Genomic DNA, 24,733 nt, shown 5'->3' with positions numbered 1-24,733 from the left:
GCCACTATAACACGATGCTAGTATTTGGCAATCAAGACGCTTAGACGTCTATACGATAACAATATTCCTTATAAGGAAGGGTGATGACAGACAACCTGCAACTCCAACAACTCGTTGCCGCCTGCCACTGGATAGGCGCAAAAGGCTGGGCACCCGCTACCGGCGGGAATATGTCCGTACGCCAGGACGCCGACTGGTGCTGGCTGAGCGAATCCGGCAAAGACAAAGGCAGCCTGACCACGGCGGATTTTTTGCAGGTGTCGATTGCCGATAACCATGCCCCTTCCGGTCGTAAACCCTCGGCGGAAACTGGCCTGCACACCTTGATTTACCGCCTCTACCCGCAGGCCAACGCAGTGCTGCACGTACACACTGTGAACGCGACGGTGCTGTCTCGGGTGGAGAAATCCCCTGCCCTGCTGCTGAACGGTTTTGAGATGCAAAAATCCCTGAGCGGCCAGACCACGCACCTGGACACCGTGCCGGTGGCCATTTTCGACAACGACCAGGATATCGACGCGCTGGCGGCTCGCATCGCCGAGTATGCGCAGACCCATCCGCTGCGCTATGGTTTTCTGCTGCGTGGCCACGGGCTAACCTGCTGGGGGCGCGATGTCGCCGAAGCCCGCCGCCACCTGGAAGGGCTGGAGTTTTTATTTGAATGCGAAATGCAGCGTCGCCTGCTGGAGAGACCATGATCCGCGCTATCGTTACTGATATTGAAGGCACCACCAGTGATATCCGCTTTGTGCACAACGTCCTGTTCCCTTACGCCCGCGAGCGCCTGGCAGCGATTGTCACAGCCGAGCAGTACAACGAACCGGTGAGTACGATCCTGGATAATCTGCGGGAAGAGATCGCCCGGCCACAAGCCAGCACCGCCGAACTGATTGACGTGCTGTTTGCTTTTATGGATGAAGATCGCAAATCAACGGCGCTGAAAGCGTTGCAGGGCATTATCTGGCGCGACGGTTATGTGAACGGAGATTTCAAAGGCCATCTTTACCCGGACGTGTTGCCCCAGCTTGAGAAATGGAAAGCGCAGGGTATTGATCTGTATGTATATTCCTCTGGCTCGGTGGCGGCGCAAAAACTGTTATTTGGCTACAGCGACGAAGGTGATATTACTCCTCTGTTCAGCGGGTATTTCGACACGCTGGTTGGCGCGAAACGCGATGTGCAGTCGTACCGCAATATTGCTGCGCAGATTGGGCTGCCGACCGCGTCCATTTTGTTCCTCTCCGATATTCACCAGGAGCTGGACGCCGCCGAAGCGGCAGGTTTTCGCACCACGCAACTGATTCGCGGCGATGATGACGCAGCCAGCCATCATTACCAGGTTCCCTCTTTCAGCAACATTAAGCCGGAGCAGATCCCTTCATGAGCGCACTGACGATTTACACCGATACCGATGCCAGCACGCCGGTGTGGCACAGCACCGACGCCACAGAGATCCAGCAAAAACTGAACGCCAAAGGTGTGCGTTTTGAACGCTGGCAGGCCGACCGCGATCTCGGCGCAAACCCGACACCGGAAACGGTGATCACCGCTTACCAGCACGCCATCGACAAATTGGTGGCCGAGAAAGGTTATCAGAGCTGGGATGTGATCAGCCTGCGCGCCGATAACCCACAGAAAGAGGCGATGCGCGCCAAGTTCCTCAATGAACATACGCACGGCGAAGATGAAGTGCGCTTCTTTGTGGAAGGCGCGGGCTTGTTTTGCCTGCACATCGGCAGTGACGTTTACCAGGTGCTGTGCGAGAAAAACGACCTGATCTCCGTTCCCGCCGGAACCCCGCACTGGTTTGATATGGGCTCAGAGCCGAACTTCACCGCCATCCGGATTTTTGATAATCCAGAGGGGTGGATCGCGCAGTTTACCGGCAGTGAAATTGCGGATGGGTATCCGCGGTTGGGGTAGTAAGTAATATAAAACCCAACCTACCGGTTGGGTTAAGTCATTGGCATAGATTAAATATCATATATTATACTTCGATTATTATTTAACGCTTATAGGCACTTAATTTTTAATTGGATAAATACATAATTTTAACTATTTGTAAGTACAGGGTTTTCTGTTAAAGTTTACATGTAGAAATATATAGTTTACTTTGGTGGAGTTATCGTATGGACGTAAAACAATGGTTACCCGAATTTCAAGTATCAGCAGAATCTGACACTCATCTACAAAGTTATTTTCTTCAGCGACCAGAAGTTGACAAAATTATAAATGGAACCTCGTGGTTAGTTTTAGGTAGAAAAGGAGTTGGCAAAACAGCAATATATGAATATTTGAAAAACAGCCAACCCACCAAACTTAACAATTACAATACTATTTGCATTAACTTTAATGATTACCCTTGGCCTGCTCATAACCTTTATAAAGAAAGCTTGGCTGGCGAATTATCTGCGTATCAGAAAAGTTGGAAATACCTTTTTTATATTAAAGCCTTAGCAAAACTAATTGAGATAAAACAAACAAAGAACGAACCCTTAAACAAAGAATTAAAATGGGCTCTAAAATATCTCAATGAAGTATATGGAAACCCAGACCCCACACTCACTGAAGTTATAATTTCCAAAATTATAAGAATTAGTAAAATCAAAGGTCCTGGCGTAGATACAGATGAAATAGATTTAGATATGGGAGAAATTTCTTTTGAAGACATTCCTGAAAATGCACAGCTAAAACAAAAACTTCGCTCCAATGCGTTCTCCTTGCTTTCATATTTTGAAACTATCTTTCAAAATAATTCCGGTCAACATAAAATCATAATTGCACTGGATCAACTTGACGAGAACTGGTTATCGGGTGAAATTGAGGAATATAGTAAAGTATTAATTAACCTACTCAATGTTTGCAGGAATATTTCCCAAGATTTCAAAGTAAATAAAAACCTCAAGATAATAACTTTTTTACGCTCCGATATATATAATTCATTGAAATTTAACGATAAAAATAAGTTACTTCAAGACCGTTCAGTAACTATTTCATGGGATAATGATAGCCTCGATGAAATGTTCTATGAAAGAATAAAAAAATATGCACCTAAAAATTTTGATTTAGGAGAAAGCTCAGGTCAAAAAACCTCATGCTTATTTGAAGCTAAGTTTGTCAGACAAGGAACGCCGGTATTCAAATATGTCACAAGACGCTCCTTTTTTAGACCAAGAGATGTAATAGTTTATTTAAACAAAGTAAGAGAAAACCATCGTACTAATAGTAGTGGACTATATACCACACCTGAATTGTATGATGCTGATCATGACGCTTCTGCAAGTGTATATAATGAGTTGATTGATGAGTGGTCAAATCAATTCCCTGAGATAGACGATCTTCTCAGCGTATTACAACTTATTCAAGTAGAGTCATTTACCTACGACGATTTTGTTAATAAGCATAGCTCAATTTTCTCTTGTAACTCCCCCTCAAAGGCACAAGAACATCTTTATTTTCTTTTCAATAATTCAATCATTGGACAGAAAAAACAGGGGCGGTGGGAATATGTATGCAGCACGCCCGAATTGAAACTAAACATCGAAAGAGAATTTCGAACTCATCACGCTTTAAAATATAGATTACAACTTCTTGAAAGTCGGCCAAACCAAAATATCTAACCAATCAGATAAAGAACAAGAACCTCATTAGATTGAGGTTCTTGCTTCAAATACCCCTAAATAATGCGAGTTATATATTGCACCGGATGTTCCTTTTTATTTCTCTTGATTTTATTTAGAAGAAATTTTCCGTTTATCCAATTCCCTACGCAGTAGCCGCTTGATCCACCCGGCTTTGTTGTCATCGCCGTCTTCTTTCATCGCAATTGCCAGCCTCTCTGACAAATCAGCATCCAGACGGAGTTGCACCACGTATCTTTCTTTTTGGTTTTCTTTGGTTGACATTGGTTGTCACTCCTGTATATTTTAAATGCTGGTGTTCAATGTACACCAACGTAGTGAATTTCTAAAGCAACGCCCCGAAGTGCGGGAACACTGTCGAGGCGTCTAACCACATCATTACTGGAGGTAATGTATGGCTGTTGCCAATGGTATCACGCATGGGTATTCAAAGCCCAACCCCTTCTCAATTAACGCTTTTGTTTGTCTTTCTGCTGTTCGTTTCTCCGCTTTGCCGGAGGTGCGCTATGCTGCCTGACACCGATATTCTCTCTTCTGAAATGAGCGATATTTTTCGCAAACTGGACACCTCAAACCTGAGCGAAGAAGAGATGCTGCAACTGGCAAACGGTTGTGAAGATCACATCGCCGGGCTTTGCCACGGTCTGCACTTTTTGGGCAAAACCTTCGTCTCCTTCGCCGACAGCGACGTGCTGGAGTTTTCCCGCGAAAGTCTCTGCCAGTTAGGTCACGGATTAAAAACCACTGCTACGCTTCTTCCTGCGCTGATGGAGCTTCATCAAATCACTGAACGGAAAATCCACGCAGAAGAGTATCTGATCTAACCCCACAAGGCTCCCGTTAGCTCTTTTGGGAGCCTGCTCGGTTTTTCATTTTCCACGCCTTGCGATAAGCCCCCATTTTGCGTTGCAATTCGCGCTGTCCAATCTTATCTTTATGTACGGATTTAATCCGTACATAAACTGACAAGATTATTGGTAGATCTGCATAAAGCAGGCTGCCGGGGAGAGTAACGCTATGCCCGCACTGAAAAAGCAGCGCATCGATCTGCGATTGACCGACGAGGATAAAAAAATGATCGAAGAAGCGGCGGCAATGACCAACCAGACGATCACCCAATTTTTGGTGAGCAGCGCCTCGGAACGCGCCGCAGAAGTCATTGAACAGCATCGCCGTCTGGTTCTGAATGAAGCGTCATGGAACCGGGTGATGGACGCTATCGAAAACCCACCCGCACCGAACGACAAGCTTAAACGCGCCGCAAAACGTCTGCAAAACAGGGAGTGAATCGTGGACAAGCTGACCATTGAGATGTTCTCAGGAGAGACAGAGTATGAAACGGGTGGTTTTGATTGTGGTGAGATCTCGCTCAATACCTTTTTAACCCAGCATCTCAAGCGCCAGCATGACGGAAAAATTTTACGCGCCTATATCCTGCAAACAACAGCTTCCAGGCCGCGCGTTTTTGGTTATTACACATTGTCGGGCGGGAGTTTCGAGAAAGAGCAACTGCCAACCAAAACGCAGCAAAAAAAAGTGCCTTACCGCACTGTTCCGTGCGTGATGTTGGGTCGTCTGGCTATCGATAAATCACTCCAGGGAAACGGCTGGGGAGAAATGCTGGTCGCACATGCCATGCACGTGGTTTACAACGCCTCACTTGCTGTCGGTGTCCATGGATTATTTGTCGAGGCTCTCACGGACAGTGCCAAAAATTTTTATGAAAAACTGGGCTTCATTCCGTTAGCCGATGGTAATCAGCATTCGCTGTTCTATCCGACAAAATCTATTGAGCGCCTGTTTGAAGAGTGAACGCTCTCCAGCCATAGCGAATTACCCTATACCCTTCACTATCTCCTCTGGCTCCAGCCCTACCAGTCTTGCCAGGTGGACAAATTCCACCACATCCAGCCTTCTCTCACCTTGCTCGATTTTGGCGATAAAGGATTGTGGGCGACCAGGCGCTTCGGCAAGTTGCGCCTGCGTGATCCCCCGTGTTTTGCGAGCTTTTTTAAGCGCCGTGATAACGTGTCGGTACTCTTGCGCATAGACAGTTGTCATTTGCCACACTCCTTTTCACACTTTCGAAACGGCTTCTTCCTGTCTCTTTAGCATCGCAACACTTGCTACCTGTTAACGCTACCTCATGACCCCCCGCCGCGTCTTTTTGTCGCCAAACATTTGTGATCCCTGCGTAATAGACCACGCCCCGCACTGGCAATCTCCCACGCCACCGGCGACACTCTTTAAGCCGCCAGCACAGATAAAGGAGCGAAACATGACGGGTGATTTTTACTGGATTAACGAACCGCAGCAGTGGCGTGAAACGCAGGGCAAAATGGAAGTGGTCACGGATGGCAGCACCGATTTCTGGCGCAAAACCTGGTACGGGTTTGAGCGCTTCAGCGGCCACGGTTTTGTGCGCGATGTGACGGGTGATTTCACCTTTCAGGTACGGATTCAGGCGCGTTTTTCCGAGCTGTATGACCAGGCGGGCGTGTTGTTGGTCGCCGACGAACAGAACTGGCTAAAAGCCGGGATTGAGTTTAACGATGGCGCGCCCGCCATCGGCAGCGTGCTGACGCAGGGTTATTCAGACTGGGCGACCGGTATTTTCCCCGGCGACGCGGGCAATTTCTGGCTGCGCCTGAGCCGCAAAGGCGACGCGCTACGGCTGCAATACTCCACCGATGGTCACATCTGGCCGCTGCTGCGGCTGTGCCATTTTCCCCACTCGCGTTGCGCGGTTGGCATGATGTGCTGCACACCGGAACGCAGCGGTCTGGAAGTCGTCTTTTCTGAAATGGCGTTCACGCCGCTGCTGGAAAAAGATCTCCACGATCTGAGCTAGGTTCACCAGCATATCAGCGCCTCAAGTACAACGCAGGCAGTCGACGCGTTATTGACGTTACAGGCTGCCTTACCCAGCCAGGCCGAGAAAAATATTCACTCATAAATATCCTTTTCTAATAATTCCGTTGATAAACTTTTTCTTGTGCTACACATTATTTCAGTTTTACTAAACTCTCGCGTTAAATAGTGGTAAAAATACAGAATATATTATTCACTCAATAACAACACGCTTTGAATATATTATATAGATAATACTTTTAGCCATTTCATTAAAAATTTAGCGCTTGTATTTAAAGGTTATTTTCCCGAACACTTACCAAGCTAATGAAAAAGTAAAACTCACCTCTCTTTTTATTCATTTCGCTATGAAGGTTTCACTTTAGTCGCCGATAAAAATAGTGTTCCCCTGGATATGGAAAGTACCTGAGGCTGTTATGACCATTATTAAGAAATTATTAGTCGTGTTTGCTATAACATTTGTTGCCATGATTGTGCTCGGTGGTCTTAGCATCCGGGCACTAGATAATGCGCAATCACGTTTCGATTACGTTGTTGAAAATAGCTTACCGAGTATCAGTAAGCTCAGCGAGGCGCTCCAGCACCGCGAAGAGGCGCGTCGACAAATCCTGATGTCACTGTTGGTCACCGATGAGGCAGTGTTTACCAAACATATGGCGCAAGCGAAAGATGAGCTAAATAAAACCAACGAGATATTTAAATATTATCGTGAAAAGCTTATTAGTGACGACATTGATGCACAGCAATTAAAAAAGACGCAAGATTCCTTTGATGACTATTTGCAAAAAGCAGAATCCATGGTTGGTGTTTATCACAGCGAAGGTGTTGAAGCGGCTCGAAAAATGGTTTCTGATGGCGGTATAACTGCCAATGCCTCTGTTGCTCTGAGCGCAAATATTAAAGATATGCTGATTCATAATTATAATATTGCTGCTAAATACGCCGAAAATAACCATGCACAATATATCAATACTTTTTGGCTATTAGTGGGAACCATTATCTTTTTGCTGGCGTTAATTGCCGTATTTGCTTCGTCAATTCTGAGCTATTTAAACAAGGGTTTAAAAAGCCTGCAAAAAAGTATGGAAACCATCAGCAGCACGCTGGATCTGACGCTTAAAGTTGATCTGCATAAAAAAGATGAACTGGGTGCAACTGCCAGCAGTTTTAATAACCTGATGGAGAAAATCCGCGAAGTGTTGAGCAGCGTAAAAGATGCCAGCAATGAAGTGGATGTCGCGGCGAGCGAGATCGCCAAAAGCAATGATGACCTGTCATCCCGCACCGAATCGCAGGCCTCGTCGCTGGAGCAAACCGCCGCCAGCATGAACGAATTGTCAGCCACGGTGCGCCACAATATGGATAACGCCCAGGAGGCGAATGCCTTTATTGGTCGCGTACAGTCGATGGTGAATGAAAGCCATCGTGAGCTGAGTTCCCTGCAAAAATCCATCGACGATATTTCCGCCTCTTCGGCCAAAATCTCTGAAATCACCGATATTATCGACGGCATCGCCTTCCAGACGAACATCCTCGCGCTCAACGCAGCGGTGGAAGCCGCCCGTGCCGGTGAGCAGGGCAAAGGCTTTGCGGTGGTGGCCGGCGAAGTGCGATCGCTCTCGCAGCGTTCCTCGGTGGCGGCACGCGATATTCGTGGTTTAATCGATGAAGCCATCAAGAATGTCGGTCAGGGCGTCAGCTATGCGGCCAACGTGACCACGCGGATGAACGAGGCGCTGGGCGCGGTTGATGAAACCACGGTACTGATTAACCAGGTGAATAACTCTTCAACCGAGCAGAGCCACGGTATTGAGCAGGTTAACGTGGCGGTCAGCCAGATGGAGGGCAACCTGCAGCAGAATGCCGCCATGGTTGAAGAGATGGCCACCGCCGCGAACTCACTCAGCCACCAGGCCGGTAAACTGCTTAACGATGTAAACGCCTTTAAGCTGTAACCCATCATTGTCAGGCAAGTGCCCCCTACGCACTTGTCTGACAATCTTACCTCTCTCCGGCCTTCCTCGATAAATCCCCCAAATATTTACTTTCGATGCATTCCCCCTGAAACTGCTTAGCAGCAGTGCCAGACTCTGCTTTGCAACGCAACACAAACAGAAAATCACACAGGCCTACTTTGACATGGTATTGCGGGGCGCTGGGCCATAAAAACCCTGGCGGTTTGCGTAGCTAAAACGATAAAAAAATCGTTGAGTTAATTCGTAAGCGTGGTTTTTATATACCCTTTGAAGCGAACAGAAAAAGGATTAGCCTTCTGCCATGCAAATCATAAAAATTGCACTTGTCATCGTATCGCTATCAATTTTCAGTGCGGGTGCCATCACGCTTGATTCAGGCAAAGCTATCCAGCAATGCCTTACACTGCCTGCCTATGGTGATGAAAAAAACCAGACACAATGCAAAGAGGACTTAAAAAATAAATCAGAAAAATCACTACAAGAAACAATCACTAAGATAAAAACACGGATAAACAACGATTACGATACGCCCTATCACCTTAATGATCCTGAAGGCAGTGAGATAAAAGATCTGTTTTGGGAGAGATTTAATAAATCTCAACAGCTTTGGATCGCATCACGAAATGAGTTCTGTGCAGCGTCAGCGTTATTAGTTGGCGAGTGGGCGGCAAGTCAGGATGATTTACAGACGCAATGCATTATTAATCAAAACACTGATCGCGAGCAGTTATTAAAGGCGACCTATATAAAATAAGCCGCCAGGCGCCTTTATGCCGGAGTATTTTTGCTGTCGCAGGAAATAAATCTGGTGGTGATCTTCCCGGCTTCTACAGTAAGCCTAACGCTTCCGGTAAATGGCTCATAAACGCGGTTTTATCGGCTGGATAGTACCGCGATAACTCAATAAATATCGCCGTCAGGTGATGTTTATCATCTGCGTTTAATGTTTGCAGTTCAGCGGCAACCTGCTCCAGCGCGTTGATGGCGGCGTCCTGATCCAGTTGGTTTTCATCGGTGAACTCAAGGAAAATAGCCAAATCGGCGACCACCTTCGCCAGCGCAATTTCACAACGTGTTGGCAATTTCACCTCTCCTTATGGATGCATTTTCAGTTTTTTCGGCGCAAATATCACAAAGCGGAACCGCCTTCTTTAACAATCAGCGCTTTCATATGTTCAATACTGAAAACACCCCATTTACCGCCGTAGTCGTTAAAAATCTCTACGGCAAGGCGGTACTCCTCTTCGCTGATGGGCGCGTCTTCTTCGACGATATAATCGCAGATTGTTTCAAATGCTAAGCCGCTTTCACCGAAATCGACATATTCAATGGCAAAGCGCAGTTTCTCTGCATTCACGCGGCCAGCAAAACGCGCACCAAAGGTTTTAATGCCCTCGCGCATTATGATCCTCTTTTTTCCCGCGATTCGTTGACCAGCGCGCAAACCACCGGCACAGATACCGCCAACAAAAACAGCATGATGCTGATCATTGCGTTACCCGCGTTTTCACGCCAGTTACCAAGCAGCGCCGAAAGCAGAAAAAAACCCACACCGCAGAGCAGCATCACTTTGCCAAAAAGGCGGTTTGCCCGATACCAGGCCGTGTCATCCCGCAAGGTTAGCGCGGTGCGCACACCGTAAAAACGATTGGGTTTAATACGTTGTCGCGCCAGCGGAATAGCAATCGCCATTAGCACCAGCATCCCAACGCTGAGGGAGAGAAAGATGTCGTTCATTGCAGGCTCCTTATGCTGAGCAGACATACATTCCGGACGTTTGTTATGGCAAAACATCATGTGCCCGACAACGGGATAAAGCAACGGCTATCCCTTGAGCGGGATCGCGCATATGTTTAGCGGAGGGATAGAAACCCGCACACCGGATGGTGCACGGGAAAGTGCGAGGCTTAGAAGAAGGTCAGCAGGCTGAGGTTAAAGCGGTTGTCCTGCGATTCGCCGCTTTGATTGCCGCGCGCGTACTCCAGCGTTAGCAAGGCGCTGTTCGGGCTCGCGGCCTGGCTGGCGCTCAGGCGCAAACCGGCACCATACGCGCTACCGTGCACCTCTTTTTTCTCCAGCGCCGTCGGTTTTGCCTGGCTTACCGAACCCAGCGAACCGAAGACGTATGGCATTACCGCGCTGCCAAAGTCGGGTGCCCAGGAGAACGCACCCAGCGGCTGCGGTAAGCCAACTTCAGCACGCGCGGCCAGGGCGCTATCTCCGCTGACTGTGCCGGAATCAAACGCCGACAGCCAGCTGCTGCCGCCAAGTGAAGCCTGCTCAGAGGACGGCAGGGCCTGGTCAAACGAGGTCTGCGCCAGGCCAGAAAGGGAGAGTTGTACTTTGCCATCCACCAGCGGCTGCCTGTAGTTCATGGTCAGCTCCAGTTTCTGGAAATCGGGATCGGCACCGTTTCGGCTCATCGGCAGATCGATGGTGCCGTGGCGTGCGCCCAGGCCGTCGATACCAAAAGAGGCTGTCAGGCTGGAGGCGAAACGCGCGTCAAAATCGGTGGTGTAATCCATCGACTGCGCCACGCGTACAATGCGCAGACGATCCTCGGTAAACGGCACGTCGGTGTTATTGAACTGCAAGTGCTGCGTTTCGTTTTGCACATCCAGCGACAGCAAAGTCGAGGTGTTAAAATCACGCGCACGCACCCAGTGGTAACCCAGGCGTGTCGACAGGCGCTGGAAATGATCGCGCGAGGTCAGCCCGCTGTCGGTTTTCGGTTTGGTGCGGCTGTCCACCCCTTCGACGTTCATCCACAAACCATCTGTGCCAAGCGGTACAACCACGCCGAGCGCCCACTGGCGGTTACGCGGCTGCGTATCCGTAAACGGGTTATCGCCGCGCGGGTAACCGTTCAGGCGCGCGTATACCTGCTCGCCAAAACCCGTCAGGTTATTAAGCTGCCCGCCAAGCCCGAGTGAGTATTTACCCAGTTCGTCAGAAAGGCCGTTATCAAAGGTGACCAGCCCGGCAAGCGGATCGTAGCGGCCATCAACAATCAGCACCGTTGAGCCCGGTTTGCTGCCCGGTTTGAGGGTCGATTTCAACATCACGCCCGGCGTGTCACCCGCCAGCAGCAAACGCCGCTCGAGCGCTTTACGGGTTAAATGTTTCTCGCCCACCAGCGGTTGCAACAGGCTTTCCACCCGGCGGCGCGCGGTGTCCGGCAGCGCAGAGGCATCCACTTTTTCCACGTAACCGTCGGTTACCACCACGCGCAGCGGCGCACCATCTTTGATTTGTTGCGGCGGCAGGCTGACGCGCGCCAGCAAGTAACCCGCTTTGATGTAGGCGGTTTCCAGTTCCTGCGCGGCGGCAAACAAATTCGCGGCAGAGACGCGGCGACCTTTGACGCGCGATTCAATGCGCGCCGTTTCGCTCGCTAACTGCGGAAAACCGCCTTCAACCAGCAGACCGGCTGGTGTGACAAACAGTTTTTCCGCGCCGTTCGGCGCAGTAAGCCCGGTGGTGGCAGGCAGCGTAATGCCGCCGCCAGTGTGCTGCTGAACCGGCGCATAAGAGGGTTGCACCAGTTGGCCGGCGCTGGGAGCCGCCATCGTGGTTCCTGCGTGTAAGCTCGCGGCGATACTCAGGCTCAGCAATGTCGGTGCTAAAAGTGAAGAGTGTGAAAATAAACGCATGAGTTATCTCTTATTTTTACTTGCCGGAGCAGGAAAGGGCTAAATCGGCGCCCATGGAACAAACCGCACCCGCCAGGCGAGGATCCGCCGTGGCGATAACCGCGTTATCCGCGCTACCAGCGCTGCTGGCATCATGGGTCACCAGCATCGTGTTACCGGTTAACTGACGCGTCACATCCTGCGCAAAGACACGGTTGCCAATGGTGGCGGCTAACGGCGTCGCTACCGGTGTTGATGTCGGAGTTGGGGTTGGCGTGCCCGGCTGGTCATTTACCACAAGCGTACCGTCGATATAGTTGATGGTGTAATTACCCAGCCCGTTACCGGTGGCATTGGCGGCAATCACCGCGTAACTGCCCGCAATGGCGGTGCTGTCTGCGCCGTCACTGGTGACATCCACGTGCGCGATCGCATCGCTGTTCAGCAGGCCGCTGGCGCTATAGCCCAGTTGCGCAGTACTACCGACCGTTTTGCTGCCACTATTCGCGGTGATGGTCAGCGCAGCAGGTGTCACGTTCAGCGTGCCGTTGTAGCTAATAACGTAGTTGGACAAACCGCTGCCGGTTGCACCGCTACCATTGATGCCGTAACTGCCAACATTAGCCGTCGCCGCTGCACCTGCGCTGCTCAGCGCCACGCCGGTCACCGTGTCGCCATTGAGCAGGCCGAGCACGCTGTAATCGCTCAGGCTGATAAGGTCGCCGTAGGTTTTGCTGGCGTTGCCGGCGTTAATCACCAGTTGTGCTGGCGTCACGTTCAGCGAGCCTGCACCGTAGCTGATGGTGTAATTCGACAAGCCGCTGCCGTTCGCATTGCTGGCGTTGATGGCATAACTGCCCACGCCTGCGGTGATGGCGGCCCCTGCGCTGTTAAGGGCGACATTCGTTACCGTATCGCCGTTTAACAAGCCCACAATGCTGTAGCCACTTAGGTTCGCCGCATCGCCATAAACCTTGCTGGCGTTCGCGGCGGTGATGGTCAGCGTCGCGGGTGTGACGGTCAGGTTGCCGTTGCGATAGACAACGTTGTAGTTACCAAGCCCGGTGCCTGTCACGTTGCTGCCCACAATGCTGTAGCTGCCAACGTTAGCCGTGGTGGCAAAGCCCAGGCTGGTATAGGTCAAGCCGTTCACGGAATCGCCATTGACCAGGCCTTGCGCGGAGTAATTCACACTTCCCGGGAACTGACCATACACTTTGCTGGCGTTAGCCACGTTAACGGTCAGCGTAGCTGGCGTCACCGTGGCGCCAACGCCCACAATGCTGGCTGGCTGCCCGTTGGGTTTAAGCGCGCTGACACCGGTAGTGTCCAGTGCATAGCTGCCGACGTTATCGGTGCTCTTAAGCCCGTTTGTCAGACTGCCGCTGATAGCGTTCCAGAACCCGGCACCGTAGTAAGTTGTAATCGGGTTCGTACCGTAGATAGCAGTTTGCGCCACGCCAACAATACCGGACACGCCGAACAGCGCCGGTGTAGCGGAACCGGTGGCCGGTGCCCAGACTTTATTATCCAGCCCGATAAAATTCGCGCTGTTGTTCATTTGCGCGGTGGTTAAACCGGTGATCGCTTCCGTACCGTTGGCACCGCGCCCAATGCCTGCCGCGACGTTATCGCTATTCCAGTAGAGGTTACTCTGCGTTCCGCTACCGCTTTTGGAACCCACCACCCCGCCAATCGCGCTGGGTGTGGAGGTCACGTTGATGGTATTGGTTGCAATGCTATTGCTGATCGTTCCGGTGTTACTGCCTGCCAGTCCGCCTGCCTGCGCGTTCAAACCGGCGTTAATCACGCCGGAGGAGTAGACGTTGTTGATACTCCCGGCGTTATTACCGGTCAGCCCGCCGACATAACCAATCGCACCGCCCATCCCGCTGCCGGTAACGCTACCGGAAACGTAGCTTGCGCTAATCGTGCCGCCCGCCATGTTGTAGCCGGTCAGACCGCCGACATACTGCAAGCCGTTGCCGCTGGTGCCGGAGAGATTCAGGGAGCCGTCGAAATAACTTTGCGTAATGTTTTTGCTGTTCTGCCCGACCAGACCGCCCCAGTAAGACCAGTTAGAGCTGTTCGTCGCGCTAATTGACGCCCCGGAACGGCTGTAGGAGATCTGCCCGGCGTTGTTACCCACCAGCCCGCCCATGTAGGCTGTGGCATCGGACGAGCGGGTCAATGAGCCAAGCACCGTAGAATAGGCGATAGTGCCGGTGTTGTAGGCTGCCAGCAGTCCGGCGTAGAACGGCGATGTCGAAGACGCGGTGAGCTGCGCCGAGTTCAGCCCCATATTGCGGATGGTGCCGGTGTTATAGCCAAACAAGCCAACATAGGTATCCGCACTGTTAATGGTCAGGCTGGAGATGGTGTGCCCAAGCCCCGTGAAGATGCCGCTAAACGGCGCACTGGACGAGACGCCAACCAGTGAAGAGGTATATGTGTTGCCAATAGCAAGAATGTTTTGCGCCAGCGCGTATTTGCCGCCAAGCCCGGTGCTGTCAATGGCATCGAGATCCGCCATCGTGCGGATCAACGTGTAATTCTGCCCACCAATGGTCAATGAGGCATTCGCGCCAGGTATTGTTATCTGTTTGCCGGAGAGCAGCGTGTAATCTTTGCCGATGCCATAGTTCAGCGCCAGGCCCGCATTCGCTCCGGTCGCCGAGATATTACCGTTAAGAATGATGTTGCCAGCCGCCGCCAGCGTTAAGGTGGTGTCGGTCGTCCAGCCAAGGTTCGTGGCAAGCGTGATGTCGCCATTCTGGCTGCCGGTCGAGCCGGTGGAAACCGTGACGTTGGCGGTCGAGAGCGCGTTTTGTAACGTGGTTACGTTAATAACACTATCGTCCGCGCTGGCGCTAAAACCGGAGCCACTATCCGCCGCCGAGGAGATGACCACGTTATGCGGATCCAGCAGCAGATTGCCGAATTTGCCGCTTTGCGCAGAGAGATCGGTGCTGCCGCTATAAGCCAGTTTGGCTTTGCCGGAGACTTCCGCTTCGCCACCTTTACCGGTGCCCGCGCCGCGTGCGCTGATTTTACCGCTGAAGGTTGTCTGGTTATCCGACCACACCACCACATCGCCGCCATTGCCCTGGGCTGTCGCATCAGCGGTGATACGGCTGGCGCTGTCAATGTGTGTATCCGTGGCGCGTTGCGTGCTGCCTTTGCCCTGACGCTCGCCGCCAATGTTAATGTTACCGCCGCCGGTTTTGCCGGAAGCGTCCACTTTCGCCCCCGCCAGTGTAATGTTATCGCCGGTGACAGTGATTTTCCCGCCTGCGCCGTCGCCCGATTTCGCGCTCAGCGTGCCGGAAAGCACCACATTGCCGCCTTCACCGCCGCCAATGACGATGGAGCCGTTCTGGCCGCTGACGCTGTCGGCTTCGACCACGCCGCTCAGGTTGATGGCGTTACGCGCCGCATTGCGCGCCGTGGCGGCTGTCATCACCACCGAGCCGCCCTGTGCCGACACCGTGCCGCTATTTTGGATCAGCGCCTCTTTCATGCCGGAATTACCCGGTACAGCGACCTGCAGGAAGCCATCGCCGGAGAGATCCAGGGTGGCAGATTCGCCCGCGCCAAGCCCCACTTTGCCGACCGGGACGTTGATTAAGCCGTCGTTTTTGACGTTGCCGCCAATCAATGCGGCATAGCCGCCGCGACCAACGCTTATCACGCCTGCGTTGCTCACTTCAGCCGATGAACCGTTGCCGGTGAAGACGCGCTTCCCTTTGAGGAAGTCTTCATCTTTGATGTCCAGCGTCGAGGCAACAAAGCCGCCGCCGGTTTTCACCGTGCCACCCGGTGTAATGGCGATACCGTTCGGGTTCACCAGGTAGACCTGACCATTAGCCGTTATCGAACCGGCGATGGTGGATTTTGTTGTGCCTGTGACGCGGTTAAGAATGGCGGAAGAGCTGCTCGGCTGAACGAAATCGACCGAATTGCCCTTGCCGACGGAGAAACTGTTCCAGTTAACGATCGCCGTGCCGGAGTGCTGGTTCACCGTGACGGCGGAACCATTTTGCCCAATGGAGACCTGCCCCGCCGCGACATTCGCACCGGTGGGCAACTCGCCCGCCAGCGCCGGTGCGGCGCAAAGGGCACTGACAAACAGCGCGATAAAACGTTTTGTAAAAACCGGTGGCGTATTACTGCCCTGGTGCTGAGCTGAAGAACGGCAAAACGATGATGTCATGAGCATCATTCCTGTGATGGCAAGAAGAGTAATGGGGTGTTTACTCGCAAGCTGCTCTTTGCAGAGCAACGTTACATCCCTTGCAGATCAACAGGTCTGAACTGTCGCTATCGCAGAATTATGTAAATGCGCCGTAACAATAAGGTTATCGTCACCTTAAGATAAATCTTTATCATTTCGGACATATCTCGTTGCATATTTTCACAAACAAAAATAAGCGATTGATTAGCTGAATGTTCTGCCGGGTAGCAATGTGCTGACCCGGCCAGCCGGAGTGATCAATGCTGGGGCGTTACGCGGTTGATGCCCATCGCCATCACCTGTGCCGGGTCGAACAGCGACAAACTTTCCACCTGCGAAAGCAGCAGTACTTTGCGAAAATCGAGCGCCGAGCGTGGTTCTGAAGCAAGGTCGATACCATGCTCGTCATACCAGGCGCTGTAGTTATGCTCGACGTGCAGATCGAGGGTGTTTTCATCGCGATAGCCGCTAAGCATGGGGATCAACACAATGTTGTTCGCATCGCCGCTATCAAAGGTGGCCGTGTGGATCATGCCAATGTAAATGCGTTGTGACTTGAGGGTGATCCACGCCAGATCGCCCTTCTCCATACACTGATAAATCAGCCCTTCCACGCCGTTAGCGCGCGAGAGGTGTTTATACAACTCGCGCCGACCGTTGCTGTCGAGCCTGGCGCTACCGGACCAGTTCGAGCGCCACAGGCAAAACAGCACTGCAAACGCGAGCATAATCACCACCGGCGCCTGGATGCCTAAAAAGCTCCAGTTCATAAAGCTCATATGCAGGTGGTGCTGCTCCGGGCCAAACACCGCTGGCCACGCGTTCATCACCGTAGAGGTGATCAACAGACACAGCCACAGTAGCCCCGTCGCCAGAATCCCCTGTAACACGAAGACGCAGCCATACAGCGCCACGAGGAAGTAAACATCCCAGCCGAAGCTGCGTTTGAATTTAAAACGGGTGGAGAGATCGTGCGAGGTATACCAGTAGCCACAAACCATTAACACCATAAAGATAGCGGTTCCCATGCTACGCCCTCTTCAACGTGTCGACGTGGCGTTTGAAATCTTCCTGCACGCGCTGGCAATGAATATTCACCGAGGTATTGCCATCGGCATCAACCACAATGCGTTCGCCATCTTCAATGGCATCCTGAATGTCGTTGTGACTCATCACCTGTAACAATCGGTCCGGGCTTGCGAATAATGAATACAGCATTTTTTTCATTTCGTACCTCCGCAGCCAAGTATAGAAACCCTGCCGCGTGTATGGCGTTTTTCATCCGGATTCTTACTGCCGCACGGCTTTTCGCTCAGGTTGTCACTTTTACGCAACAGGTTGTCCGTTACGCGGGGGCGACGAATAGTCGCGGCGTGGAAACTGACACCACACCCTGCGGAGACCCGAAAAATGTTAATGACCCCTGCTGAAAAATATCAACGCCACATGCCTGTAACGCTGCGCGATCGCCGCTGGCCGGATAACACGCTGACCCGCGCTCCGCGCTGGCTCTCGACCGATTTGCGCGACGGCAACCAGGCGCTCGCCGAGCCCATGGACGCCGCGCGGAAACTGAAATTCTGGGAATTGCTGCTGGACTGCGGTTTTAAAGAGATTGAAGTCGCTTTCCCGTCCGCGTCGCAAACGGATTTCAATTTCGTGCGCCAGTTGATTGAGGAACACCGTATTCCGGACGATGTGACCATACAGGTGTTAACCCAGGCGCGGGAAGATTTGATTACCCGCACGTTCGCCGCGCTGCAGGGCACGAAGCGCGCCACCGTGCATCTGTATAACGCCACCGCCCCGGTATTCCGCGAGCAGGTTTTTCGCCAGAGCCGCGAGGAGATCGTCGCGCTGGCGGTAAACGCCGCGCGGCAAATTCGTACCCTTTGTGAAAACGCGCCAGAAACCGAGTGGGTTTTCCAGTACTCGCCGGAAACCTTCTGCTTTACCGAAGCGGAGTTTGCACTGGCGATTTGCGAAGCGGTGGCCGATGTCTGGGAACCGGGGGCGACACGACCAATGATCGTTAACCTGCCCGCCACGGTGGAAGTGAGCACGCCAAATGTCTATGCCGACCAGATTGAGCATTTTTGCCGCCACTTCTCGCGCCGCGAGCAGGTGTGCATCAGCGTGCATACCCATAACGATCGCGGCACCGGGATTGCCAGTGCGGAACTGGCGCTGCTCGCCGGTGCGGAGCGCGTGGAAGGTTGCCTGTTTGGCAACGGTGAGCGTACCGGCAATGCCGACCTGGTGACGCTGGCGCTGAATCTTTATACCCAGGGCATCGCGCCGGAGCTGGATTTTAGCCAGATGAAAAAGGTGGTTGAGATCGTCGAAGAGTGCAACCAGTTGCCGGTAGCGCCGCGTCATCCCTATGCCGGAGAACTGGTGTTCACGGCCTTTTCCGGCTCTCACCAGGATGCGATCAAAAAAGGCTTTGCCGCGCGGCAAAACACCCCGAATGCCTTCTGGGAAGTGCCCTATTTGCCGCTCGATCCGGCGGATATTGGCTGTAGTTATGAAGCGGTTATCCGCGTCAATAGCCAGTCAGGCAAGAGCGGTGCGGCATGGCTGCTGGAGCAGAACCACGGCCTGAATTTGCCGCGCAAACTTCAGCAGGAATTCAGCCAGCATGTGCAAAACGCGGCGGATGCGAACGGAAAAGAGATGTCGCAAATGGCTATCTGGAACCTGTTTCGCCAGACTTACGGGCTGGTGGAACATCCGCCACTGCAACTGATTGAATATGTCTGCACCAACCAGCCAGGGCAGCGCACCACGTTACAGGCGGAGATCCTTTGCCACGACAAAAAACTTAAACTCGACGCCAGCGGCAACGGCTTTCTTTCCGCCGCCATCACCGCCCTGTGCCGCAGCTTGCAGGTGGAGATCAACATTGAGAGCTACCACGAGCATACACTCGGCAAGCACAGCGACAGCCGCTCGGTCGCCTATATCTGCTGTGAGGATAAACACGGCGCGCGCGCCTGGGGTGTCAGTATCGATAGCGACATTACCCGTGCGTCGTTGCAGGCGGTGTTAAATGCCGCTCAGCCGTTCATTACGAAGTAAAGTAATCGCCGGGCGGCACGCCCATTACCCGGCGAAACATGGCGCTGAAGGCGCTGGGGTTGGCGTAGCCGCACTCCAGCGCCACCTGCGTGACCGGCTCACCCTGCGCCAGCCGGGTTAACGCGGCCAGCAAACGCGCCCGCCGTAACCATTCGCTGAACTGTAAACCGGTCTGCTGGTAGAAATGGCGCGACAAGGTGCGCCCGCTCATGTTGACCTGGCGGGCAGCGTTTTCCAGCGTCCACTCACCCGCCGGATCGCGCCGCACCGCGTCACAAAGCTGCCTTAACCGCGCGGAAGTGGGTTCCGGCAGGCAAAACGGCAGCGTATTCATCAGGCGGATTTCATCCAGAATCAGTTCGTAAATGCGCTCCGCACGGCTGCCAGCCTGATACGCCTGTGGCAATTCCAGCGCATTAAGAATCAGCGCGCGCAGCAAATCGCTGACCCGCACCACCTGGCAGACCACCGGTAAATCAGCCCGCGCCAGCGGTTCGACAAACACGCCGCGCGCCTGCACTTCCCCGTCAATACGCAGCGCATGAGACACCTGCGCTGGGATCCACACGCCACGCCCTGGCGGCACAATCCACATGCCCTGCTGCGTTTCCACGCGGATCACGCCACTCAGGGTGTGGATCAGCTGATCGCACGGGTGAGTGTGCCAGTGCTCATGCTCCCCGTGCCGGTAATCATGGGCGTAGGGGATCACTGCGCGTTGGGAAAAATCGAGGGCAAATGTCTGTTTCACGGCGCGACCGTTGTTATGTTGCAGGGTGACATTACCTTAATCACCGCCGCGCTCGCTGTCATTTATTTCTCCCGGCACAGCGGGCAGTTGTGGCAATATTCCACTGGCGTTGAGGCTTTGTAATAAAAACAGCAGGTGCGGCGAAAACGCACCATCTTGCCCGCTGCGCTCTTTTGCGCAGGCCGACGAAAGCGCCTGAGCGGATTCCAGGGCGCAGCAAACAGATCGGGTGTGGCGGCGTCCAGCAGCCAGGCGAAATCCGCCTGCTGGCGCTGCGTCTGCTGCGCGTTCAGCCCCTCCATTCGCCCCTGGTAGAGCGAGTAAACACGCACGGCGGTGTTTTCCCACAAAATAGCTTCCGGCAGGCCGCTTACCCGCGCCAGGCTCTGCCACAACGGCGATAAATAGTCGCGAAACAACGCGCCAACCACCGTTTCGCGCCATGCGTCGCGCTGGCCGGAAAGGTAATGCGTTACGTCAACATCCACCGGCAGCGACGAGCTCCACAGCCCGTTGTCGTGCGCATACTCCACCCGGCTGGCGTCAAGGCTTAACGGCAAGCCTTTATCAAACACGCTCATTGCGTACAGCACATTGCCGGTCGCGAGGAATGCCAGCCGTTTGGCGAGCAGCGACGCGGCAATCGCCAGATCGGGCGCGCCAATCAGCGGCATCACCCGCGCTAACAGCGCGCGACAGCTTTGTGCATCCAGTAGCGCCTGTGCCGGTACGCTGCGCGCATCGGCTTGCGAGCGCGAACGCAGACGGAAAGTGTGTTGCAGGTACGAACGCTCTTCAACCGTCAGCATCGGACGCTCCCGGAAAAGGAATGCACAACGGTGTGTGGAAGAAAGGATCGTCGATGATGCGACAGCGCAGATTAAACACCTCGTTGACCAGCGTTTCGGTCATTATCTGCTGCGGCGCGCCCTCGGCATAAACCCGCCCGTCATGGATGGCGACGAGGTGATCGGCATAACGGCAGGCGAGGTTGAGATCGTGCAGCACCATCACAATGGTTTTGCCCTGCTGCCGGTTGAGCTGGCGCAACAGTTCAAGGATCTCAATCTGGTGCGCCAGATCGAGATAGGTGGTCGGTTCATCCAGCAAGAGTGTCTCCGTGGCCTGCGCCAGCGTCATGGCAATCCACACGCGCTGGCGCTGCCCGCCGGATAACGCATCCACCGGGCGATGCTGCAATGCGTCGGTTGCGGTCAGGCGCAGCGCGGCATTCACCTGCTGCTCATCCTCTTGCGACCACTGGCGCAGCCAGTTCTGATACGGAAAACGCCCCAGACTCACCAGCTGACGCACCGTGATACCTTCCGGCGCGACAGGCGTTTGCGGCAAAATGGCCAGCTTGCGGGCAATTTCCGCCGTATTGCTGGCGTGAATGTCCAGGCCATCGAGAATAACGGTGCCGGAATGCGGCGTCAGCAAGCGCGCCATGGCTTTAAGCAGCGTGCTTTTGCCGCAGCCGTTGCTGCCAATCAGCACCGAGACTTTCGCGCCAGGCAGGGTTAAATCCAGCGCGTTAATCACCTGCCGCTGTTGATAGCTGACGCTCAGTTTTTGCGTTGAGAGAGACACATTTTCCCCATCAGATTACGTCCGCTGCCGAATCAGCAGCCACAAAAAGAACGGCGTACCGGCCAGCGCCACAAAAATCCCTGCCGGTAAATCAGCAGGCCGGAATAGCGTTCTGGCGAACAGGTCAGCGATAACCACCATACTGCCCGCGCTACAGACGGTGACATACGCCTGGCCGAAAAAGCCATTGCGCACCACAAGCCTTGCCAGGTGCGGCGCAATCAGCCCGACAAACGCCATCGCCCCCACCTGCGCAATCGCCCCGCCGGAGAGCACCACACAACTTAGCAGTAACAGCACCCGCAGCGGCTGCACCCGTACGCCAAGGCCGGTGGCCAGCGCGTCGTCCAGTTGCAGGGTTTTCAGATAGCGCGCCAGAAACAGCAGCACCGGCAACGCCCACACATACACCGCCAGCAGGCGCAGCACTTTGTCCCATGTAGCGGCATACACGCTGCCGCTCAACCATATCCAGGCGGAAAAGGTGGTGGTCAGCGGGCTGAAGACCAGCACCAGCGTCACTACCGCGCCCGCCAGGGCTGAAACGCCAACGCCGGTGAGGATCAGCCGCAAGGGTGTCAAACCGCTGCGCCACGACAGCAGAAAGATCAGCCCGACGGCGCAGGCCGCGCCGCCCATCGCCGCATACGGCAAGGGCGCGCTGCCATATTGCAGGCTGAAAAAGGAGAGCCACAACAACGCCCCGGCACTCGCCCCGGCGGTCACGCCGAGCGTATCCGGCGAAGCTAACGGGTTACGCACCAGCGTTTGCAGGATCAACCCGGCAAGTCCCAGCCCGCCACCTGCCAGCATCGCCAGCGCCACGCGCGGCAGACGCAACTGGTGCAGAATAAAGCTGTGCGCGCTGGCATCCGGCTGCACCAGCAGCCGAAGCGTTTGCGCCAGCGAGATCGCCACATCGCCAGTGTTCAGTGCCACCAGTGCGACCAGCAAAGTCATCGCCGTACAGCCGAGTAATCGCGGCAGTAAACGCCGGGAGTAGTGGTGGGAAAACGGCCCGCAGCGCAAAAGCTGACTATCCGGCATGATTCCCCCTGCGTTGCGCCAGCAGGATAAAAAACGGCGCGCCCATCAGTGCGGTCATCACCCCGACCGGCAGCTCCTGGGGCAAAATAACCACCCGCGCGGCGATGTCGGCGGCCAGTAGCAGTAACGCGCCGAGCAGCGCGCAGGCCGGAAGCGTATAGCGCAGGTCGCTGCCAAATAACTGGCGCGCCATATGCGGCACCATCAGGCCGACAAAACCGACATTTCCCGCCAGCGCCACGGCGCAACCCGCCAGCCCCACTACCAGCATGCTCGCCAGCAGACGCACCAGCGCAATGTTCAGCCCCAGCCCACGGGCAATCTCTTCTCCGGCGTTGAGCACGTTCATCTGCCCGGCGAAAAAGCAGGCGGCAACCACCAGCAGCGCACCGGGGAGCAGCATCGGGTAGACGAGCTGTACGTCATTGCCCGCAAGGCTACCGGCCAGCCAGAACAACATGGTGTCGAGACTTTCCTGATCGATAACAAGAATGGCCTGGGTAAAGGCATTGCACAGCGCAGTGATCGCCACACCCGCCAGCACCAGCCGCAGCGGATTAAGCTGCCCGTTGCTGACTTTACTGGTAAACCACACCAGCGTGCCGGTGGCGCAGGCACCGCTAAACGCCAGTAACAGCGTGATCCACGGGTCGCCGATGGCAAAAAAACTGCCCGCCAGCACAATTAACAGCGCCGCGCCCGCATTGACACCAAACAACCCCGGCGAGGCCAGCGGATTGCGGGTCAAGGCCTGCATCAACGCCCCCGCCACGGCGAGAAATGCACCAACGCCAACAGCCAGCACTGTGCGCGGCAGGCGCGAGGTGCGAATAATAATATCCACCGCGCTGGTGGGATCGGCATGCAGCAGCGCCTGCGTCAGTTGGCTGAGTGAATAAAACCGCGCGCCGGTCATCATGCTGAGCAACATCAGCATTACCAGTAGCAGGCCGCCGAGCAGAAAACGCCCACTCATACGCGCCCCCGGTTGAGTGCCTGTTCAACATCACGGAGGATCTGGTTGGCGCCAAGAATGCCGCCGGATAAGCTCCACGGCACGCTATCCACTTCCCACAGTTGCCGCGTTTTCACCGCGCGCAGTTGCTGCCACAGCGGGTGCGCGGTGAGGGCGTGGTACTGTCGCGTGATGGCCGGGCTGTTGGCCCGCAGCAAAATAAAAAACAGATCGGCATCCAGCAGCGGGATATTTTCCATGCTGGAAAAGCGCAACGACGCGCTGTGCGCCTGCATGGCCTGCACATTCCAGGCAAATCCCACTTCAGACATCACCGAGCCGGGAAAGCTGTTCGCCACATAGCTGCGAATGTGATCGGGGCGCACTTCAATTACCGACACCTGCGGCGCACGCTGCCCGGCAAAACGTTGTTGCAGCAAGCTGCGCAGCGTGGCGATACGCGCATCCCAGTGCTCAAGGAGTTGTGCGGCGGAGCTGGTCAGGGCCATTTTTTGCGCCACCACCGTCAGCGTTTTTTTGAATTCAAAGACATCGTCGAGCAGCGTAACAGGTGCGATTTTCGCCATCAGCGGCGCGACATCCTGATGGCGAAAGCGGGAAGCGAAAATGATATCGGGTTGCAGCAGCGCGATTTTTTCCAGCGCAGGCTGCGTCTCCAGCCCCAGTTGCGGCACGCCGGAAAGCTGCGGGCGCAAATAGCGATACACCGGTTTTTCCGCCCAGGATTCAACAATGCCGCAGGGCGTAACGCCCAGCGCGGCCAGGCTGTCGGTGGCCCCCTGAAACAGAGAAACCGCGCGCGGTACGCCGGGTTTGGCAAACAGCAATGGTGAGACACTGCACAACAGTAGCGCCTGTAAGCTGCGTCGGCGCGAAAGAGAGAAAGCGAGTTCGTTTTTCATCATCCACTCAAACCGCCCCGCTAACCGGGGCG

The 24,733-nt window shown here is 54.2% G+C and carries 27 protein-coding genes; 12 read left to right on the top strand and 15 right to left on the bottom strand.

What is annotated here, in order from left to right; genetic code table 11:
• Nucleotides 1–83: 83 nt before the first annotated feature.
• From H650_RS20660 to H650_RS20645, 4 genes are all read left to right on the top strand, one after another.
• A complete protein-coding gene (locus H650_RS20660; protein WP_020456988.1) occupies nucleotides 84–698 on the top strand; it encodes a methylthioribulose 1-phosphate dehydratase in 615 nt (204 codons plus the stop codon).
• Entirely contained in the window at nucleotides 695–1,384 is a 690-nt protein-coding gene (mtnC, locus tag H650_RS20655) for an acireductone synthase (RefSeq protein ID WP_020456987.1), read from the top strand. Before H650_RS20660 ends, mtnC begins: the two co-directional genes overlap by 4 nt.
• Nucleotides 1,381–1,923, top strand: coding sequence for a 1,2-dihydroxy-3-keto-5-methylthiopentene dioxygenase (locus H650_RS20650; RefSeq protein WP_020456986.1), 543 nt, complete (start codon nucleotides 1,381–1,383; stop codon nucleotides 1,921–1,923). The genes mtnC and H650_RS20650 overlap by 4 nt, the downstream gene beginning before the upstream one ends.
• 206 nt (nucleotides 1,924–2,129) lie before the next feature.
• A complete protein-coding gene (locus tag H650_RS20645; RefSeq protein WP_020456985.1) occupies nucleotides 2,130–3,620 on the top strand; it encodes a P-loop ATPase, Sll1717 family in 1,491 nt (496 codons plus the stop codon).
• A 111-nt stretch (nucleotides 3,621–3,731) separates the two neighbouring features.
• Here H650_RS20645 and H650_RS25795 read toward each other — a convergent pair whose 3' ends face one another.
• Complete coding sequence (locus tag H650_RS25795) at nucleotides 3,732–3,905, bottom strand: hypothetical protein (protein ID WP_020456984.1); 174 nt, start codon at nucleotides 3,903–3,905, stop codon at nucleotides 3,732–3,734.
• Between the two features lie 130 nt (nucleotides 3,906–4,035).
• Here H650_RS25795 and H650_RS26090 point away from each other — a divergent pair, with 130 nt between their 5' ends.
• From H650_RS26090 to H650_RS20630, 4 genes are all read left to right on the top strand, one after another.
• Nucleotides 4,036–4,158 (top strand): hypothetical protein, encoded by a 123-nt coding sequence (locus H650_RS26090; protein WP_286141449.1) that lies wholly within the window; start codon nucleotides 4,036–4,038, stop codon nucleotides 4,156–4,158.
• Entirely contained in the window at nucleotides 4,148–4,465 is a 318-nt protein-coding gene (locus H650_RS20640; protein ID WP_020456983.1) for a hypothetical protein, read from the top strand. The genes H650_RS26090 and H650_RS20640 overlap by 11 nt, the downstream gene beginning before the upstream one ends.
• Before the next feature lie 193 nt (nucleotides 4,466–4,658).
• Nucleotides 4,659–4,928, top strand: a complete 270-nt coding sequence (locus tag H650_RS20635; RefSeq protein ID WP_020456982.1) for a type II toxin-antitoxin system TacA family antitoxin — start codon at nucleotides 4,659–4,661, stop codon at nucleotides 4,926–4,928.
• Nucleotides 4,929–4,931: 3 nt separating this feature from the next.
• Nucleotides 4,932–5,453 (top strand): GNAT family N-acetyltransferase, encoded by a 522-nt coding sequence (locus tag H650_RS20630; RefSeq protein WP_020456981.1) that lies wholly within the window; start codon nucleotides 4,932–4,934, stop codon nucleotides 5,451–5,453.
• Nucleotides 5,454–5,474: 21 nt separating this feature from the next.
• Here H650_RS20630 and H650_RS20625 read toward each other — a convergent pair whose 3' ends face one another.
• A complete protein-coding gene (locus H650_RS20625) occupies nucleotides 5,475–5,702 on the bottom strand; it encodes a helix-turn-helix domain-containing protein (RefSeq protein ID WP_020456980.1) in 228 nt (75 codons plus the stop codon).
• Nucleotides 5,703–5,919: 217 nt separating this feature from the next.
• Between H650_RS20625 and H650_RS20620 the strand changes: the two genes are divergently transcribed.
• From H650_RS20620 to H650_RS20610, 3 genes are all read left to right on the top strand, one after another.
• Nucleotides 5,920–6,492 (top strand): DUF1349 domain-containing protein, encoded by a 573-nt coding sequence (locus tag H650_RS20620; RefSeq protein WP_020456979.1) that lies wholly within the window; start codon nucleotides 5,920–5,922, stop codon nucleotides 6,490–6,492.
• Between the two features lie 436 nt (nucleotides 6,493–6,928).
• Nucleotides 6,929–8,467: a methyl-accepting chemotaxis protein gene (locus H650_RS20615; protein ID WP_020456978.1), complete on the top strand. Its 1,539-nt coding sequence runs from the start codon at nucleotides 6,929–6,931 to the stop codon at nucleotides 8,465–8,467.
• Between the two features lie 322 nt (nucleotides 8,468–8,789).
• Complete coding sequence (locus H650_RS20610) at nucleotides 8,790–9,242, top strand: lysozyme inhibitor LprI family protein (RefSeq protein ID WP_020456977.1); 453 nt, start codon at nucleotides 8,790–8,792, stop codon at nucleotides 9,240–9,242.
• Nucleotides 9,243–9,315: 73 nt separating this feature from the next.
• Here H650_RS20610 and H650_RS20605 read toward each other — a convergent pair whose 3' ends face one another.
• The 7 genes from H650_RS20605 to H650_RS20575 form a co-directional block, all read right to left on the bottom strand.
• Nucleotides 9,316–9,576, bottom strand: a complete 261-nt coding sequence (locus H650_RS20605; RefSeq protein WP_020456976.1) for a hypothetical protein — start codon at nucleotides 9,574–9,576, stop codon at nucleotides 9,316–9,318.
• A gap of 41 nt (nucleotides 9,577–9,617) precedes the next feature.
• Nucleotides 9,618–9,890 (bottom strand): MafI family immunity protein, encoded by a 273-nt coding sequence (locus H650_RS20600; RefSeq protein ID WP_020456975.1) that lies wholly within the window; start codon nucleotides 9,888–9,890, stop codon nucleotides 9,618–9,620.
• Nucleotides 9,890–10,225, bottom strand: a complete 336-nt coding sequence (locus tag H650_RS20595; protein WP_020456974.1) for an SdpI family protein — start codon at nucleotides 10,223–10,225, stop codon at nucleotides 9,890–9,892. The genes H650_RS20600 and H650_RS20595 overlap by 1 nt, the downstream gene beginning before the upstream one ends.
• Before the next feature lie 170 nt (nucleotides 10,226–10,395).
• The gene (locus H650_RS20590) at nucleotides 10,396–12,057 is read right to left on the bottom strand and encodes a ShlB/FhaC/HecB family hemolysin secretion/activation protein (protein ID WP_020456973.1); all 1,662 of its coding nucleotides are present in this window, start codon (nucleotides 12,055–12,057) and stop codon (nucleotides 10,396–10,398) included.
• Between the two features lie 100 nt (nucleotides 12,058–12,157).
• Nucleotides 12,158–16,333, bottom strand: a complete 4,176-nt coding sequence (locus H650_RS20585) for a beta strand repeat-containing protein (protein ID WP_020456972.1) — start codon at nucleotides 16,331–16,333, stop codon at nucleotides 12,158–12,160.
• Nucleotides 16,334–16,611: 278 nt separating this feature from the next.
• The gene (locus H650_RS20580; RefSeq protein WP_020456971.1) at nucleotides 16,612–17,382 is read right to left on the bottom strand and encodes a hypothetical protein; all 771 of its coding nucleotides are present in this window, start codon (nucleotides 17,380–17,382) and stop codon (nucleotides 16,612–16,614) included.
• A gap of 1 nt (nucleotide 17,383) precedes the next feature.
• Nucleotides 17,384–17,581 carry a hypothetical protein gene (locus tag H650_RS20575; protein ID WP_020456970.1) on the bottom strand — a complete coding sequence of 66 codons (198 nt, stop codon included), beginning with the start codon at nucleotides 17,579–17,581 and terminating at the stop codon, nucleotides 17,384–17,386.
• Between the two features lie 183 nt (nucleotides 17,582–17,764).
• On the opposite strand from H650_RS20575, the gene leuA reads away from it, so the two are divergent.
• Entirely contained in the window at nucleotides 17,765–19,435 is a 1,671-nt protein-coding gene (leuA, locus tag H650_RS20570) for a 2-isopropylmalate synthase (protein WP_020456969.1), read from the top strand.
• On the opposite strand, the gene H650_RS20565 is transcribed toward leuA, so the two are convergent.
• From H650_RS20565 to H650_RS20540, 6 genes are all read right to left on the bottom strand, one after another.
• A complete protein-coding gene (locus H650_RS20565) occupies nucleotides 19,425–20,186 on the bottom strand; it encodes an AraC family transcriptional regulator (RefSeq protein WP_020456968.1) in 762 nt (253 codons plus the stop codon). The genes leuA and H650_RS20565 overlap by 11 nt on opposite strands.
• A gap of 62 nt (nucleotides 20,187–20,248) precedes the next feature.
• Nucleotides 20,249–20,995, bottom strand: coding sequence for an IucA/IucC family C-terminal-domain containing protein (locus H650_RS20560; RefSeq protein WP_020456967.1), 747 nt, complete (start codon nucleotides 20,993–20,995; stop codon nucleotides 20,249–20,251).
• Nucleotides 20,982–21,776, bottom strand: a complete 795-nt coding sequence (locus H650_RS20555; RefSeq protein ID WP_020456966.1) for an ABC transporter ATP-binding protein — start codon at nucleotides 21,774–21,776, stop codon at nucleotides 20,982–20,984. Before H650_RS20555 ends, H650_RS20560 begins: the two co-directional genes overlap by 14 nt.
• Nucleotides 21,777–21,791: 15 nt before the next feature.
• Nucleotides 21,792–22,823: a FecCD family ABC transporter permease gene (locus tag H650_RS20550; protein WP_020456965.1), complete on the bottom strand. Its 1,032-nt coding sequence runs from the start codon at nucleotides 22,821–22,823 to the stop codon at nucleotides 21,792–21,794.
• On the bottom strand, nucleotides 22,813–23,799 hold the full coding sequence (locus tag H650_RS20545; RefSeq protein WP_020456964.1) for a FecCD family ABC transporter permease: 987 nt from the start codon (nucleotides 23,797–23,799) through the stop codon (nucleotides 22,813–22,815). Before H650_RS20545 ends, H650_RS20550 begins: the two co-directional genes overlap by 11 nt.
• Complete coding sequence (locus tag H650_RS20540) at nucleotides 23,796–24,704, bottom strand: ABC transporter substrate-binding protein (RefSeq protein ID WP_020456963.1); 909 nt, start codon at nucleotides 24,702–24,704, stop codon at nucleotides 23,796–23,798. Before H650_RS20540 ends, H650_RS20545 begins: the two co-directional genes overlap by 4 nt.
• Nucleotides 24,705–24,733: the final 29 nt, after the last annotated feature.

The sequence above is a fragment of the Enterobacter sp. R4-368 genome, from assembly GCF_000410515.1.
Lineage (GTDB): Bacteria > Pseudomonadota > Gammaproteobacteria > Enterobacterales > Enterobacteriaceae > Kosakonia.
Note: the sequence above shows the minus strand (reverse complement) of the source record. Positions and strands in the feature narration are given on the sequence as shown.